This window comes from Rhodobacteraceae bacterium IMCC1335, from assembly GCA_039640495.1.
In the GTDB taxonomy this organism is placed as follows: domain Bacteria; phylum Pseudomonadota; class Alphaproteobacteria; order Rhodobacterales; family Rhodobacteraceae; genus Thalassovivens.
Map to the genome: position 1 here is coordinate 1,523,477 of CP046864.1, position 16,386 is coordinate 1,539,862.

Below are 16,386 nucleotides of genomic sequence, written 5' to 3' on the forward strand. Positions count from 1 at the left end.
ATAAACAACTTGACCCGCCCGCAAGGGGTAAAATGCACTCTGTCGTGATTTTTTCTTCCAGATACGGGGCAAGCCGAGATGTCCCGCCGCCACGTGTAAACTGGACGTTTTCATCCCAGGCCCCCTAAGCTGTCTAATCTGATTGAAATTCTATCAGCAAATCCTTGGCATCAATTTGACCGCCAGCTTGCACATGTACTGCGCTGATCACTGCATCACGCTCGGCGTGTATGCCTGTTTCCATTTTCATCGCTTCCAAAGTCAAAAGCAGATCACCGGTTTTAACGAGTTGCCCTGCGCTGACCGCCAGCGAAGCTACAACGCCCGGCATAGGCGCTCCAATATGGTTTGCATTGCCTTGCTCTGCTTTTGGGCGAGACATCGCTTGTGATGTGATCAAGCGGTTGGGAACACGGATCACCCGCGGCTGGCCATTCAGTTCAAAGAAAACCTTTACTTCGCCTTTATCATCGGTTTCTCCGATGGCTTGTAATCGAATTTCTAGAATTTTTCCGGGATCAATTTCCGCTGTTATTTCCTCGCCAGGTTGCATGCCATAAAAGAATGTATTGGTGGGCAAAGCGCGCACGGGGCCGTAGGTTTTATGCCGAGCCATATAATCAAGGAACACTTTTGGGTACATCAAATACCCATTTAAATCTTCGTTATCAACCTCGCGCCCGTCCAGCGCCGCGCTCAGTGCAAGGCGTTCTGCGGCCAAGTCCACGGGGGGTAAAACGGCCCCGGGGCGCGTGGTCATCGGGGCCTCGCCTTTTAGGACTTTGTTAACAAGCGCTTCGGGGAAGCCGCCCGGAGGCTGGCCTAAATTGCCGCGTAGCATGTCGACAACGCTGTCTGGAAAGGCCAGATCAAGATTGGGATCTTCCACGTTGCTGCGCGTTAAACCTTGGCTGACCATCATCAAGGCCATATCGCCTACGACTTTAGAGGACGGGGTGACTTTAACAATATCTCCGAACATTTGGTTTACATCGGCATATGTATTAGCCACCGCGGGCCATTTTTCTTCAAGTCCGAGCGAGCGTGCCTGCGCTTTCAAATTGGTAAATTGCCCCCCGGGCATTTCATGCAAATACACCTCGGAAGCAGGCGCTGCCAGCCCGCTTTCAAACGCTGCATATTGGGCACGTACATGATCCCAATAATCACTTAACGAGCGGATCGCAGCGATATCTAAATGAGTGTCCCGTTCGGTATGGCGCAGCGCTTCGACGATTGATCCAAGGCAGGGTTGCGAAGTGCCCCCAGAAAACGCATCCATCGCGGCGTCAACCGCGTCAACACCGGCTTCTGCTGCAGCTAATAAAGTGGCGCCGGCCAAACCTGATGTATCATGCGTGTGGAAATGTATGGGCAAGCCAACTTCGGCTTTGAGAGCGGTGATTAGCTGGCGTGCAGCTGCCGGTTTGAGCAACCCGGCCATATCTTTCAGGCCCAGTATATGAGCGCCCGCATCGCGCAGCTCTTTGCCCATGGAAACGTAATATTTTATGTCATATTTTGCTCTGTTCGGGTTCAAAATATCACCCGTATAACAAATGCTTGCTTCGCATATTTTTCCAGAGTCTATTACGCCTTCCATCGCAACGCGCATATTTTCAACCCAGTTCAGACTGTCAAAAATACGAAAAACATCAATGCCTTTGGCGGCTTCTTGAATAAAGCTTTGCACCACATTATCGGGATAATTCGTATAGCCCACACCGTTGCTGGCCCGCAGCAACATTTGGGTCATTAGGTTTGGCATCGCGGCCCGAAGGTCGCGCAACCTTTGCCAAGGGCATTCTTGCAAAAACCGATAAGCAACATCGAATGTGGCGCCCCCCCAGCATTCGACGCTGAACAAATTTGGCAGCGTGCTGGCATAGGCCGGCGCGGCTTTGATCATATCGATCGAACGCATTCTGGTCGCCAGAAGCGATTGATGCCCATCGCGCATCGTTGTGTCAGTAAGCAGCAAAGCCTTTTGATCCAACAACCAATCCGCAACGGCTTTTGGGCCTTTTTCTTCCAGTAGGTTGCGCGTACCGGGCTGCACGATTTCTGCAGTTCTTGGGGGCTTTGGCGGTTTAATATGGGCTGCAGGGCGCGGCCTATCGGTTGTTTCAGGATGTCCGTTGACGCTGATATCGGCGATATAAGTGAGTACCCGCGTGCCTCTGTCGCGGCGGCTTTTGAAATCGAACAGGTCTGTCGTTTCATCGATGAATTTTGTGGTATATTCATTGCTCAAAAATGTTGGGTGTTTGAGCAGGTTTTCGACAAAGGCAATATTGGTGCTCACACCACGAATTCTAAATTCGCGCAGCGCTCTATCCATACGCGCGATTGCCTTTTGGGGTGTGGGGGCCCAGGCTGTGACCTTCACCAAGAGCGAGTCATAATAGCGCGTGATGACGCCGCCCGCATAGGCAGTGCCGCCGTCAAGGCGAATGCCCATGCCGGTGGCGCTGCGAAAGGCGGTTAAACGCCCATAATCGGGAATAAAATTATTTTGTGGGTCTTCAGTGGTGATTCGCGTCTGAAGCGCGTGACCGTTCAATCTAATCTCAGCTTGCGATGGCTTTCCCGTCGCTTCGGCAAGCGTTTTGCCCTCGGCAATCAAAATTTGTGCTTGGACGATATCAATACCGGTGACCTCTTCGGTCACAGTATGCTCAACCTGTACGCGGGGATTTACCTCGATAAAGTAAAACTTACCGCTATCCATATCCATCAAAAATTCAACTGTACCTGCACATTCATAATTCACATGCGCACAAATACGCCGCCCCAATTCACAGAGCTCTGCGCGCTGCGCCTCGTTTAGATAGGGGGCCGGTGCCCGTTCAACGACTTTTTGGTTGCGTCGCTGGACAGAGCAATCGCGCTCCCAGAGGTGATAGATCGCACCTTGCTTATCGCCCAGAATTTGCACCTCAACATGCCGGGCGCGAAGAATCATCTTCTCTAAATAGCCCTCACCATTGCCAAAGGCGGCTTCTGCTTCGCGGCGCCCCTCCAACACTTTTTCTTCCAACTCGCCTGGATGGGTGATCGGGCGCATGCCACGCCCGCCGCCGCCCCAAGAGGCTTTTAACATCAATGGATAGCCAACATCTTCAGCTTGCCGCGCGATATCGGCAATATCATCCCCAAGCACTTCGGTTGCGGGAATAACCGGAACACCGGCTTCAACCGCCACGCGGCGCGCCGATGCTTTATCGCCAAGCGCGCGCATGGTGTCCGCGCGAGGCCCGATAAACGTAATACCATTCTTCACGCAAGCATCAACGAAATCGGGGTTTTCAGACAATAACCCATATCCTGGATGGATGGCATCTGCGCCCGATGCCAGCGCAACCCGGATTATTTCATCGATTGACAGATAGGCAGCAACGGGGCCTAACCCCTCGCCAATGCGGTAGGCTTCATCGGCCTTGAAGCGGTGCAGGCCCAGTTTATCCTCTTCGGCAAAAACGGCGACGGTTTTCTTTCCCATTTCATTCGCAGCTCGCATAATGCGGATGGCTATTTCGCCGCGGTTTGCAATAAGAATTTTTTTGAAATCAGTCATTTGATCGTCCTTGGTTGAAGTCTACGCCTGAAAATCTGAAACGATGGGGGTATGCTACGTCATGCTGCGCTGCAGAATTACTACTGTCGGCTTTCATTGTCAAAATTTATGTAAAGCGTGGTTTGTATCGGTGTTTCGTCACCGTTTAAAGCGCGCGCTGCGCGAAAGCTTAACCCGGCTGTTATACGATTATTTTGCCTGCGCAGTCTTTGAGATTTTCGAGCCCCAATTGGCCCATATTGGCGATTAGATCCTTGCGTAAAATATCTGTTAAATGTGCCGGACCCAGCGGCCCTAATGCCCCCAAAGCGTAATGCCATGCTTTGCCAAGCATCACAAAATCTGCACCCAGCGCAAGCGCGCGCAGGATATCCAAACCGCTTTCAATACCGCTGTCAAAGACCAGAGGAAGTGTTGTGGCGCGGCGAATGCTGTGTAGCATACTGATACTTTCAGGAGCGCCGTCAAATTGTCGGCCGGCATGGTTTGATACCCATAACGCATCCACTCCAATGCGTTCCAACCGCTTTGTATCCTCGGGGTTCAAAATACCTTTGACGATCAACGAGCCATGCCAATTCTCTCGAAGCCAGCTCAGATAGGCCTCATCGGGCGAGGCGCGCAGCAAATAGCCGATATGGGCGGTGGGGGGCATGCCGGGTTTAACTTTTGCATATTTGTTCAAAAACGGCATCGCGGGCCGTCCAAAAGCGGCCGTTGCCAGCGCCCAATGCGGTTTTTGAGCGATTTGGGCCAGAAGGCGCGGAGTAAGCCTTGGGGGCTGGGTGATGCCGCTTCGTGTTTGACGTTCTCGTCGGCTGGCTACGGGCAGATCAACCGTTAACACCAAGGTATCAAAGCCAGCATTTTTCACGCGGCTTAGCATATCTGTGCGGATCTTAGGGTCGCGCGGTGGGTAAAGCTGAAACCAGCCATTGCCGTTTGCGACAGGACCAATGGTTTCAGGGGTTTGGCACGCAACCGTTGACAGGGTGTAGGGTAGATTGTTGTCCTTAGCATTGCGCGCCAGCAGCGTTTCGGCATTGGGCCAGATCAGTCCCGACAGTCCCACTGGTGCAACGCCAAAGGGCAGATCGAAGGTTTTTCCCAAAAAATTACAATTAAGATTAACCGCGAGGGGCCCATGCAAAACTGAGGGCATCATGCGCAACCGGTCAAAGGCGGCGCGATTGTTAATAAGAACGCTTTCTGTTCCGGTGGCGCTGTCAAGATACTCCCAAACAAAATAAGGTAATTTGCGCTTTGCGGCCCGTTTCAGGTCTAAGAGGCCGGGATATCGTGTGTCTAAATCCATATTTCTATATGGCGAAACCAAGATGTTCTTGTCTAGAGCCGTGGCGGCAATCGGATAAATAAAACTTTGTGTTTTTTAGCTTTTTGATCTTTTTGCACAGACATCTGATCGAAAGAAAATAATAGAACATTTGCTGAACATCCTCTTTTCAATCGGCTTTATTGGCGCTAATTTGGCGCCATGAGCAGCTATGATGATACCCACAAACCCGCAGAGCTTTCTCTTTCTGCGCAAGCGATCGCGGCGCGGCCAAGCCCTTATCTTGAGGAGCTGAACCCAGCTCAGCGCGCTGCCGTTGAAGCGCTTGACGGGCCGGTTTTGATGTTGGCGGGGGCAGGGACGGGAAAAACCAAAGCCTTAACCTGCCGGATTGCGCATTTGTTGACGACAGGGCGGGCGCGTCCTCATGAGATATTGTCGGTAACATTTACCAATAAAGCCGCCCGCGAGATGAAAGGCCGCGTTGCAGAATTGCTAGGGCAATCCGTTGAAGGGATGCCTTGGATGGGCACATTTCATTCGATTTGCGTGAAGCTTTTGCGGCGGCATGCAGAATTGGTTGGGCTGAAAGGCAGTTTTACGATTTTAGATACCGATGATCAGCTCCGGCTGCTGAAGCAATTGCTCGTGGCCTCTGATGTGGATGATAAGCGGTGGCCGGCGCGGCAATTGGCGGGTATTATCGATCAGTGGAAAAACCGAGCTTGGGGGCCTGAAAATGTACCCGCGGCTGAAGCGGGTGCTTTCAATAACCGCGCCACTGAATTCTATGCGGCCTATCAAGCGCGCCTTAAGGCGTTAAATGCGGTGGATTTTGGCGATCTGCTACTGCATGTCGTTAAAATTTTTCAGACGCAGCCGGATGTTCTGCAGCAATATCAGCGATGGTTTAAATATATCCTGGTAGACGAATATCAAGATACAAACGTTGCGCAGTATTTGTGGCTTAGATTATTGGCTGGCGGTCACAAAAACATTTGCTGCGTTGGCGATGATGATCAGTCAATCTATGGCTGGCGGGGCGCCGAAGTGAGCAATATTTTGAAATTTGAAAAGGATTTTGTCGGAGCGAAAATCGTAAGGCTGGAGCAAAATTACAGATCAACGCCACATATTCTTGCCGCCGCAAGCGCCGTTATTTCAGGCAATACAGGGCGGTTGGGCAAAGAGCTTTGGACCGATCTTGACGAAGGTGAAAAGCTGCGTTTGATTGGGCATTGGGATGCTGAAGAAGAGGCCCGTTGGATTGGCGATGAGATCGAAGCACTTCAACAAGGCAGCCGTGGTCTTGATAAATTTACCCCGGATCAAATGGCGATTTTGGTTCGGGCCAGCCATCAAATGCGCGCCTTTGAAGATAGGTTTTTGACCATTGGTTTACCCTATCGCGTGATTGGTGGCCCACGGTTTTATGAGCGAATGGAAATTCGCGATGCGATGGCTTATTTTCGACTGGTTTGTAGCCCCAGTGATGATTTGGCCTTTGAACGGATCGTGAATACGCCCAAACGCGGGCTGGGAGATAAAGCGCAGCAGAAAATTCAATCTATGGCGCGTCAAGAAGGCGTTGCCTTAACGGAGGCGGCCAGGCTGCTTTTGGCTGCCAAAGGCATGTCGGGCAAAGGGGCGCTTGAGCTGGGACGTTTGGTCGATGGGTTGGGGCGTTGGCGCAAAGCGATGCAAGATCAATCAATTTCCCATCAAGAATTGGCCGAAGTGATATTGGATGAATCGGGCTATACTGAGATGTGGCAGAATGACAAAACGCCCGAAGCGGCGGGGCGGCTGGAAAACTTGAAGGAATTGGTAAAAGCACTCGATCAATTTGAGAATTTACAAGGGTTTTTAGAGCATGTGTCGCTGGTGATGGATAATGAGCGCGATGAGGCGGGTGAGAAAGTCAGCATTATGACGCTGCATGCCGCCAAAGGGCTCGAATTTCCGGCCGTTTTTCTTCCAGGGTGGGAAGATGGCTTATTCCCCTCGCAGCGCAGTATGGATGAAACTGGTCAGCGTGGTTTGGAAGAAGAGCGCCGTCTTGCCTATGTGGGGATTACGCGCGCAGAGCGTCTGTGTACGATTTGTTTTGCAGGCAACCGGCGCATTTTTGGACAATGGCAATCTTCAATGCCTTCTCGCTTCATTGATGAGCTGCCTGCTGAGCACGTCGATGTGCTGACCCCTCCGGGGCTTTATGGGGGGGCCTATGGAATGCAGACTGAGACGTCAAATTTGGCTGTTGATATGGAAAATATCGGCGGGGGCTATGCCTCACCGGGGTGGAAGCGCTTGCAATCCCAAAGCGCTGAGCGCCCGATAAGCCAACCGCGCGAAAGCGCGCATATGACAATTGATGCGGTTGCGGTTTCAAGCTTTACGACCGGTGTGCGAGTGTTTCATCAAAAGTTTGGCTATGGTTCCGTATCTGAGACCGAAGGCGATAAATTAACAATCGCCTTTGAAAAGGCGGGGGTTAAAAAAGTGGTCTCGCGCTTTGTAATATTGGCGGATGATGTGCCGTTTTAATGTGATATAGCTAGCGGCGGCGTTTTAAAAAAGGTTTTTGGGATGAATAGCTATGATTTAAATGGCCGTTTGGCGGTGATCACTGGCGGCGCCCAGGGTATCGGCTTTGCTGTTGCGCAACGCTTTATCGCCAGCGGCGCCCGAGTGATGATTTGGGATCGAGATGATGCGCAGGGTCAGGCCGCAGCCGCGCGATTGGGGCAGGGTGCGGCCGCGATGGCTGTGGATGTGGCCGATACCAATGCGGTGAAAGACGCAGCGGAAAAAACCAAAGCTGACGATGGTTTTATTTCAATTTTGATCACATGCGCTGGTGTTGCGGGATCAAACGCAAAGCTTGTGGCATATGATCCTGATGAGTGGAAATCGATTATTGACATCAATCTCAACGGCACCTTCAATTGTTGCCGCGCGGTGCTGCCATCCATGATGGAACAGGGCTATGGGCGCATTGTGACCGTTGCCTCCGTGGCTGGTAAAGAAGGAAACCCGAATGCGGCGGCCTATTCTGCCTCAAAAGCTGGGGTGATCGCGTTAACCAAATCTTTGGGCAAAGAACATGCTGATATGGATATTGCTGTGAATTGCGTGACCCCCGCCGCGGCGAAAACCCGAATTTTCGATCAAATGAGCCAGAAACATATCGACTATATGTTGTCTAAGATTCCGCGTGGTCGTTTTTTGCAGGTTGAAGAAGCGGCCCAAATGATCACTTGGCTGAGCACCTCGGAAAATTCATTCAGCACGGGATCTACCTTTGACCTAAGCGGCGGCCGCGCAACCTATTAGATTGGTCATTTAAAGAGGCGTCGATAGCCTTTTTACAGCGGATTTTTTTCTTTCCCGCGCCTAGGTCGCGCACATGTGGTGTTTCTTTTGCGTTTAAAGCTGATAAGCTATCCTATAAATATTTCATAGGCTGGGGTTGCGGCTGCTTTGCCTGTTCTAGGAGTTTGATATGTCCGAGGCGAAGATAGTCCGAAAAATAGCAGTTATTTTTGTGACTGATGTTGTGGGTTTTACCAAAATGATGGCCCATAATGAAGATTTGACGCTGCGCACGCTTAGATCTTGCCGTGAAATTTTGGACAATCTGTTTCAAGAACATGGAGGGCGGATATTCAATACGGCTGGGGATTCTGTGCTGGCCGAGTTTCAAAGTGCTGTTTCAGCGGTTTTGTGCGCCAGCGAGTTCCAAAAGCTGATCAAACAGCGTAACGCCACGCTGGACCCTTCAGAGCAAATGAACTTTAGGGTTGGGCTTAACATGGGGGATGTGATCATTGAGGAAAGTAATCTCTACGGGGATGGCGTAAATGTGGCCGCGCGGCTTGAGGCATTTTGTCAGCCTGGCGGGGTTTCTTTATCAAAATCGATACATGATTTTGTGAGCGAAAAGGTTGATATGACTTTTTCAGATCTGGGCAATCAACAGGTTAAAAACACTTTGGTGCATGCTTTTGATATCACTCTAGAGGGCGTCGAACAGCGTAAGGCAGCGGCTAAAGCGATCCTAGACGGGGAAGCGTTTGAAAGCAAACCTCCCACGATTGCCGTGTTACCGTTCAAAAATATGAGCAATGATGAGGAGCAAGAATATTTCGCGGATGGTGTGACCGAAGATATCATTGCCAATTTATCGTCTTGGAAATCATTTCCGGTGATTTCGCGCAACTCCAGCTTTAGTTTTAAAGGCCAAGATTTAAAAACCAGCGAGATCGCGCAGGAATTGGCGGCCAATTACATCGTTGAAGGCAGTATCCGGAAGGGCGGCAACAAAGTGCGGATCACCGCCAATTTAATCGACGTAAAAGATGATCAGCAAATTTGGTCAAAGCGATGGGACCGCCTGCTTGACGATATTTTTGAAGTTCAAGATGAAGTCTCTCAAGAAGTGGCGGCATTAATCACGCCGGCTTTGAAAAGCAAAGAACATGAAAGAGCCAAGAGGCGGCCCAAAGCCTCGTTTTCGGCCTGGGATAGTTATTTACAGGCTTTGTCCATTTTCAACCAGTTCAACACGTTTGGGGATGAGCGCAATATACAGGTGATCGAGCTGTGCGATGAAGCAATTGAAAAAGATCCAGAATTGGTTGATGCTTATGTTTTAAAATGTAAATGTCTTTTTTCGGTACGCTTAGAACCTAAGTATAAATCACGCCGGAACGAGATGGAGGCAAGCTTTCACGAGCTGTCCGAGCTTGCCTATCGGCTTGATCCTAAAAACCCGGATGCGGTATCAAATTATAGCAATTCTTTCAATATGAAAGGAGATTATGAGCAACGGGTGAAATATGCCAAAGAAGCTTTGGACCTCAACCCAAGCCATCCAAGATCAAATTCTCAATATGGGATGGCGATTTGTAACGAGGGGCGCTTTGCCGAGGCAGAAAAGTTCTTTTTACGGGCCATTGAATTGGATCCTGTTCAGCGCAAATCCTATGAAGGTTTTTTCCCGTTTCTCTATATGGCAATGAATCAGTCGGAACAGGCGCTGAAATGGTCAAACACGCTTTATGACAGGTCGCAGCATAACCGCTATGATGGGTTTCGGGCGGCGATTAATGTGCATTTGAATAACAAAGATGCGGCAAAAGCCTATTTGAAAACGTTTAAAGCAGCGCGGCCGGAATTAAAGACGCTTCAGGATTACGAAGAAGTTGCCCCCACTATCATTAAAGATTATTTGCTAGCTGGGCTGAAAGAGATTTGGGATTTGGTGTGACAGAATAATTATTAAGCGCCTTTTCGAAATAATGCTTTAATAAAAGATAGAGGGGCCGCCTTGCAGAGCATGTAATATGCCACTGGGTATTGATCTAATATGTTCTAATCCTATTGGGTAAACAGTGTTTTATTACAGGTTCTTAAAAGGTTTTTCATGTCGCCCTGTGCGCTGAGAGGTTTTCGATTTTTTCAAGCAGACGATTAAAGCCTTTTTTCACAACAATCGGCTCTGTGTTTTTTTAATCAATTTAAAATTTTCTTCTCCATGCTAAGCTCTTCTAGTCAATCAAAATCTTTCTACCAAAATTTTAAGAATTTTTTTGGCGAGAGTCGCGTAGGATAAGTGTTTTCGCGCTGTTCTCGGCGCGGGTTATCAAGCGCCAAAAACTTACAATTTTATGCAACTGCGTGAAAATTTTCACCAGAGGTTCAACGTAAATGGGCGGGGTCAATTAGGCTTGGCTTTATCGTGCATTGTTTTTATCGTTCTGCAACTGAGAGATTGATTTTATTTGTGCGGTTTGCGCTTAAGAAAGTGAGCTAAGTCGCTTTTACCAAAGGCCAAACGGTCCGTTGCCTTCTTCGCGCCGCACGCGTTCTTTAAACGCATCCGTTGCATTGGCTCGAAACATTGTTTGTAGATAGTAGCGTTCTGTATCTGCCCCATCGATTGTCAATCCGCCGATTGGCCGCCAGTCTGCGCTGATTAAATCATTGACCGAGTTTTGTAGATCTTCCAGGCTGGTTTTGCGTATTATTTGGTATTGCATCGGCCAATCCCCAAGCGGTTGTTCAGATCCGAGATTATCCAATTACAGCAAATAAGCCAAAAGTTTTCTTTCCTAGTGGCGTGTCCTTACGCGCATTTGATCTATTGTCCTATGGAAATAAAACAGGCGCGGGTGATTTAAATATCACCCGCGCCATAAAACCTTAGGTATCCAACTGGACCCTGTTTTTTTGTCCTTCTGCCATAGCGCCAATTCAAATTCCGCGCGACAGGCTTTTGCATCCCTTGATTATATACACATAGCAGTTAAACCGCTTTGTCTTTACATTCAGGTTTCAGTATTAATTAAAGCTTATTGCTTGAAGCCTCAGGGGTAACCATTACGGATTCTGGTGCTGCTGTTTCACAGCCTGCGACAAAAACGGTTCCGATGAGCGCGAATGCGATAATAAAAATCTTTTTCATTTGGTTTCTCCTTCTAGCTCTATAAGAACGATCGTCGCACGTTATTCAAGGGAAAACTGATGTAAGATAGATATTTTTTTTTTACGTTGGTCTTACAAAACGTATAGCACGAGGCAAAACTGGCCTTGAATATCGATTTGATCGGTTTGATGATCACCGTATACAAGTGATACTTAGGTGTTGGTTTGTAACGTCACGTGATCGTTTTTGATGTATTCTCAGCTTTACGAAAAAATGCTTGAAGGCGCCGTGTCGAAAGCATGCCAATGATCATCGCGCTGGCAAATACCACGCCGCTGCTTCCGCCAAAGCTTAAGGATGCGATTGCCGGGCCAGGGCACAGGCCTGCCAACCCCCATCCTACCCCGAAAAATACCGAGCCAATAATAAGGTCGCGATCTATTCCAGCGGTGTTCACAGCTGGGAATTTATCCGCCCCTAAAGGCATGCGTGCCCGCGTGGCCTTCCAGGCGATGGCCATTGGTAGGATTGCTCCGCCCATTACGAAAGCTAAGGTGGGGTCCCATTCGCCGAATATGTCCAACCACCCCTGCACTTTTTTGGTATTCGTCATGCCCGATATGATCAAGCCAAGGCCGAACAGAGCTCCTGCAACCAAACTAATCACTATGCGCATCAGATCAATCCGAAAAAATGTTTGAACAGAACCACGCTTATCGCCCCGGCTAAAATATACACCATCGTTGCGGCTATACCCCGCAGGGAAAACCTTGAAATGCCGCAGACGCCATGGCCCGATGTGCAACCATTTGCCAGCCTTGTTCCAAAACCCACTGCTAGGCCTGCAATCACCAAGACGATCACATTTTCGCTAGCATGTGTCGGAGCTATGTTTAATGGTCTTACGAACAGCATTGGAACAACGAATAAAGCAGAAACGAACGCTAGGTTTTCCGCCCAAATTCGCCGATCCGTTGTTTTGAACATGCCAAAAATCAATCCGCTTGCGCCCATAACGCGGCCATTCCCCAATAAAAGAACAGCGCCAGCGCAGCCAATCAAAACACCGCCGACCAATCCATAAATCCAATCCATTGGCATATTTTGCTCTCCGACTGCGCGCGCCTATTTTCAAGCCATTTTTTAAATTTAAAGTTTATTGATGGGCAGTTTTAAAAACACATCCCCATGCTCATCAGGCGGCGGCATATTGCCTGCCCGCATATTGATTTGCAATGAGGGCACTATCAATTTTGGCATCGCGAGTTTTGCATCTCGTTCGTCTCGAAGCTTTACAAACGCTTCAGCTTTGACATCGCCCCCAATGTGAACATTTTGTCTGCGCTGTTCGCCAACTGTGGTTTCCCAACTATATTCATCTCTGCCCGGCGCTTTGTAATCATGGCCTACAAAAATTTTCGTTTCATCAGGCAGCGCAAGTATCTTTTGGATAGATTCATATAGGGTTTGCGAGGAGCCGCCCGGAAAATCACAGCGCGCGGTACCAAAATCGGGCATGAACAACGTATCTCCAACGAAAGCTGCATCTTCGATGACATAGGTGAGGCAGGCCGGGGTATGCCCTGGTGTATGCAAAACATCAACACGCATTTGACCAATGTGAAAAACATCCCCGTGATCAAACAATTGATCAAATTGGCTTCCGTCGCGCTGAAACTCTGTGCCCTCGTTAAATACTTTTCCAAAAGTATCTTGAACAAGGGTGATATTGTTTCCAATTCCTATTTTGCCGCCCAGTTTTTCTTGAATATAGGGAGCTGCGGAAAGGTGATCGGCATGTACATGGCTTTCAAGCAACCATTGAATATCCAAAGCCTCTTCTTTGGCATAAGCGATGATTTTATCTGCTGAGCTGGTCTGCGTGGTTCCAGAGGCATGGTCAAAATCAAGCACGCTGTCGATGACGGCCGCTGCATGTCCATTCGGGTCGCGCACAACATATGAAATTGTGTTGGTTTGCGGATCAAAAAAAGCTTTTACCTTCGGTCCCATTCAGCGCTCCTAGGTATGGTCGAGGGCAGAATAACAATATCCTTCAAATTGACAAGCATATCGAATGGATTGTTTTTAAAGGGTTTGCTTGGTGGAATTTTGTTTTCTTAGGTGGGCAATCCGAAGGCGTTTGTTCTTCGCCTCTCATTTTGTGGTCTGGACGACGAGTTACCCAACCGCTATACCGATTGCGACTGTCATCAAGCCCAAGGCAGATAAAAATAAAGACCCTAAGTTTACCGGCATTAGGGAGGCTAATTCAGCGCGCAAGTCCTCATCCGAGAGCGATCGCTTCTTTGCCTTTACAACTCTCGCGATGCAAAGCATCAATCCAACAATGCCAAGCAAAGATAGGGCGGCCCCAGTTAAAACTATTCCCGACATGACGGCACTCCTAGCGATCCAGATTGAGCCCGCTTTATAGATTTTCTTTATACCAAGCAACCAAAAGGGCTCTCTTGCGCAGCCAAAGCAAGCTGGTTTAAGGAGGGCAGGAATTCCAAGGAGATTGAAATGCAAGATACGCCCGAAGATACCCACCGTGTGGCTGCCGCAGAGCTTCGCCAGTTTATTGAAAGATATGAACGTTTGGAGGCTGAAAAAAAAGATATTGCGGATCAACAGAAAGAGGTGATGGCAGAAGCCAAAGGGCGGGGCTACGACACGCGCGTGATGCGTAAATTGATCGTTTTGCGCAAACGCGATCAAAATGAGATTGCTGAAGAAGAAGCCATTTTGGATCTGTATAAAGAAGTGCTGGGGATGTAGCGCTTGGGGCTAGTTGAGTAAGGTGAATTCTACCTAAAGCGTTGAATAAGGGAACTCTGTAGTCTCTTTTGACGCGCGCGCTCGAGGCTTTGGCGTTGCAAGCTGTCGCACCAGTTGTGCAAAGCGCGCCCATCGGGCAAGTATAAGCTGAGCATTACGCAGAAAAACCGGAAAAGGACCACAATGTGACAAGCCGCGCCATTAATAAGACGTTGGGGGCAGCCTTTCCCCAAGCGATCGGTATATGGTCGCTGGCGGCTCTGCTGATTGCAGCGGGCGTTTTATTGCCCATTATTGCGATTTTGGTTTTGGCGTTTTTCCCCTCGGATAATATTTGGAGCCATTTACTGGCAACCACTTTGCCTCGCTACCTTAAAACCACGCTGACGCTTATGTTATGCGTGGGTTTTGGCGCTGCTTGCATAGGCGCTGGCACCGCGTGGTTGGTTACGCGGTACCGCTTTTGGGGCGTGCGCTCTTTTGAATGGTTGCTGCTGATGCCATTGGCGATACCCTCTTATGTGGGGGCCTATGCGTTGGTCGATTTGCTTGAATATGCGGGTCCCGTTCAGAATGCGCTTAGAGGGGTGATGGGATGGAAAAACGCGCAAGATTATTGGTTTTTTGAAATCAGGTCATTCGGGACGGCCAGTTTTGTGCTGACTATGGCGCTGTATCCTTATGTTTATTTACTCAGTCGGGCAGCGTTTCGGGAACAATCTGGGGCCGCCGAAGAGGTGGCTCAATCGCTTGGATCGCATGCATTTTTGCGGTTTTGGAAAATTGGTTTACCTTTGGCGCGCCCGGCAATCGCGGCGGGTACGGCGATTGTGATGATGGAAACGATTAATGATTTTGGCGCCGTAGATTATTTTGCGGTTCAAACCCTAACAACTGGAATTTTCAGCGTTTGGCTGGAAGGCAGCAATGCAGGCGGGGCGGCGCAATTGGCAACTTTGGGATTGTGTTTGATTATCATTTTGGTGCTGCTTGAAAAAAATGGGCGCAGCAAAATGCGGTTTTTCAGTTTATCCACTCATCACAGGCCAATTTTGCGACAAAAATTGCGCGGTCGCCAAGCTGTTTTCGCTTCGGTATTTTGCTTTTTACCGGTTTTATTCGGATTTATACTTCCCACTTTGGTGCTGGCGCTGCACGCGGTGCGCAAGCTTGATTACTGGAAAGATGCGGATCTATATGCGGCCTTGTGGAACACTGTGTTTGTCGGCGCGATTGCAGCCTTTTTCACAGTGATTGCTGGACTCGTCATGGTCTATGGTGTTCGCCTCAGCCAACAGAAATTGCCACGTCTTTTATTGCCCCTCACCACGATCGGCTACGCTGCCCCTGGCGCGGTCTTGGCTGTTGGTATTTTAATTCCTTTGGCGGCTTTTGATAACGCCTTGGCCGATTTTATTCTTGCCCTCACAGGGCGAGAAATCGGGTTGATTTTGACGGGTAGTTCTTTTGCGGTCATTTTGGCGTATTTTGTGCGCTTTTTTGCGATTGCCCAAGGCGCGGCGGATACCGCGATGGAGCGCGTCTCTCCCAATTTATCGCAGGCGGCCCGTTCTTTAGGCCGCTCGAAGCGTGCAATATTGGTGCAGATTTTTTTACCCCTGATTAAAGGCAGTTTGGGGTCGGCTTTGGTGCTGGTTTTCGTCGATTGTGTGAAAGAACTGCCTGCAACGATGCTTTTACGGCCGTTCAATTTCAGCACGCTCGCGACTCGCACGCATGATCAGGCAAGTTTGGAAAATTTACCCCAGGCTGCGCCAGCGGCTCTATTGATAATATTGGTAGGTTTGCTCGCTGTCGGGCTCTTGGCGCGCGCCAGCCGGTAAGTCTTACAGCACAGGGTTGTTTCAGTCTCTTTTTATTGCATTAAACCAATCGGCTTTCCGTCGAGCCCGCTACGGCGCGAAAGAGGCGTTCTATGATTTTATCCTGTTAAGGGTGAGACCTATCCGGATATGAGGTTTTTTCCAAAGAATAATGACATTCGATATCCCAGGGGCATTCACTAAAGTTTTGATCACTGCCATTACATCCGCTGGTCGTGCAAGCACCGCCTTTAGCGGGTACAAGGCGACATAGGGCTTCGTTTTGGAATATTTTTGGTAAAATCTGCCAAGAAAAGGGCATCGAGACTTAACGTGATAGGCTGTCTGCAAAGCATTCATATTTTTGTATGGGTGCCATAGATGTAGACAAAAAGCGATTTGGTGCAGCGGATTATAAGCGAAGCATTCCATAGCCCCTACAAGAGAAAAACAAAAATCAATGGTCGTAAAAAAGCGGCGA

12 protein-coding genes are annotated in these 16,386 nt (G+C 49.2%); 5 read left to right on the forward strand and 7 right to left on the reverse strand.

What is annotated here, in order from left to right:
- Positions 1 to 133 precede the first annotated feature (133 nt).
- Both GN241_07290 and GN241_07295 read right to left on the reverse strand, forming a co-directional pair.
- Positions 134 to 3,577, reverse strand: coding sequence for a pyruvate carboxylase (locus GN241_07290; GenBank protein ID XAT57187.1), 3,444 nt, complete (start codon positions 3,575 to 3,577; stop codon positions 134 to 136).
- Between the two features lie 181 nt (positions 3,578 to 3,758).
- A complete protein-coding gene (locus tag GN241_07295) occupies positions 3,759 to 4,892 on the reverse strand; it encodes an alpha-hydroxy-acid oxidizing protein (protein ID XAT57188.1) in 1,134 nt (377 codons plus the stop codon).
- A gap of 180 nt (positions 4,893 to 5,072) precedes the next feature.
- Between GN241_07295 and GN241_07300 the strand changes: the two genes are divergently transcribed.
- The 3 genes from GN241_07300 (at position 5,073) to GN241_07310 (ending at position 10,143) form a co-directional block, all read left to right on the forward strand.
- Positions 5,073 to 7,418, forward strand: a complete 2,346-nt coding sequence (locus tag GN241_07300) for an AAA family ATPase (GenBank protein XAT57189.1) — start codon at positions 5,073 to 5,075, stop codon at positions 7,416 to 7,418.
- A 42-nt stretch (positions 7,419 to 7,460) separates the two neighbouring features.
- A complete protein-coding gene (locus tag GN241_07305) occupies positions 7,461 to 8,207 on the forward strand; it encodes an SDR family oxidoreductase (protein ID XAT57190.1) in 747 nt (248 codons plus the stop codon).
- Positions 8,208 to 8,376: 169 nt separating this feature from the next.
- Complete coding sequence (locus GN241_07310) at positions 8,377 to 10,143, forward strand: adenylate/guanylate cyclase domain-containing protein (protein XAT57191.1); 1,767 nt, start codon at positions 8,377 to 8,379, stop codon at positions 10,141 to 10,143.
- Positions 10,144 to 10,696: 553 nt separating this feature from the next.
- On the opposite strand, the gene GN241_07315 is transcribed toward GN241_07310, so the two are convergent.
- The 5 genes from GN241_07315 to GN241_07335 all read right to left on the reverse strand — a co-directional run bounded on the left by GN241_07315 (position 10,697) and on the right by GN241_07335 (position 13,698).
- Positions 10,697 to 10,915: a hypothetical protein gene (locus GN241_07315; protein ID XAT57192.1), complete on the reverse strand. Its 219-nt coding sequence runs from the start codon at positions 10,913 to 10,915 to the stop codon at positions 10,697 to 10,699.
- Between the two features lie 618 nt (positions 10,916 to 11,533).
- The gene (locus GN241_07320) at positions 11,534 to 11,977 is read right to left on the reverse strand and encodes a hypothetical protein (GenBank protein ID XAT57193.1); all 444 of its coding nucleotides are present in this window, start codon (positions 11,975 to 11,977) and stop codon (positions 11,534 to 11,536) included.
- Positions 11,977 to 12,402 carry a YeeE/YedE family protein gene (locus tag GN241_07325; protein ID XAT57194.1) on the reverse strand — a complete coding sequence of 142 codons (426 nt, stop codon included), beginning with the start codon at positions 12,400 to 12,402 and terminating at the stop codon, positions 11,977 to 11,979. The genes GN241_07320 and GN241_07325 overlap by 1 nt, the downstream gene beginning before the upstream one ends.
- A 48-nt stretch (positions 12,403 to 12,450) precedes the next feature.
- Positions 12,451 to 13,314 (reverse strand): MBL fold metallo-hydrolase, encoded by an 864-nt coding sequence (locus GN241_07330; GenBank protein ID XAT57195.1) that lies wholly within the window; start codon positions 13,312 to 13,314, stop codon positions 12,451 to 12,453.
- 168 nt (positions 13,315 to 13,482) lie between these two features.
- On the reverse strand, positions 13,483 to 13,698 hold the full coding sequence (locus GN241_07335) for a hypothetical protein (GenBank protein XAT57196.1): 216 nt from the start codon (positions 13,696 to 13,698) through the stop codon (positions 13,483 to 13,485).
- Between the two features lie 129 nt (positions 13,699 to 13,827).
- On the opposite strand from GN241_07335, the gene GN241_07340 reads away from it, so the two are divergent.
- Both GN241_07340 and GN241_07345 read left to right on the forward strand, forming a co-directional pair.
- On the forward strand, positions 13,828 to 14,082 hold the full coding sequence (locus tag GN241_07340) for a DUF2312 domain-containing protein (GenBank protein XAT57197.1): 255 nt from the start codon (positions 13,828 to 13,830) through the stop codon (positions 14,080 to 14,082).
- 251 nt (positions 14,083 to 14,333) lie between these two features.
- Positions 14,334 to 15,926 carry an ABC transporter permease subunit gene (locus tag GN241_07345; GenBank protein ID XAT59214.1) on the forward strand — a complete coding sequence of 531 codons (1,593 nt, stop codon included), beginning with the start codon at positions 14,334 to 14,336 and terminating at the stop codon, positions 15,924 to 15,926.
- Positions 15,927 to 16,386: the final 460 nt, after the last annotated feature.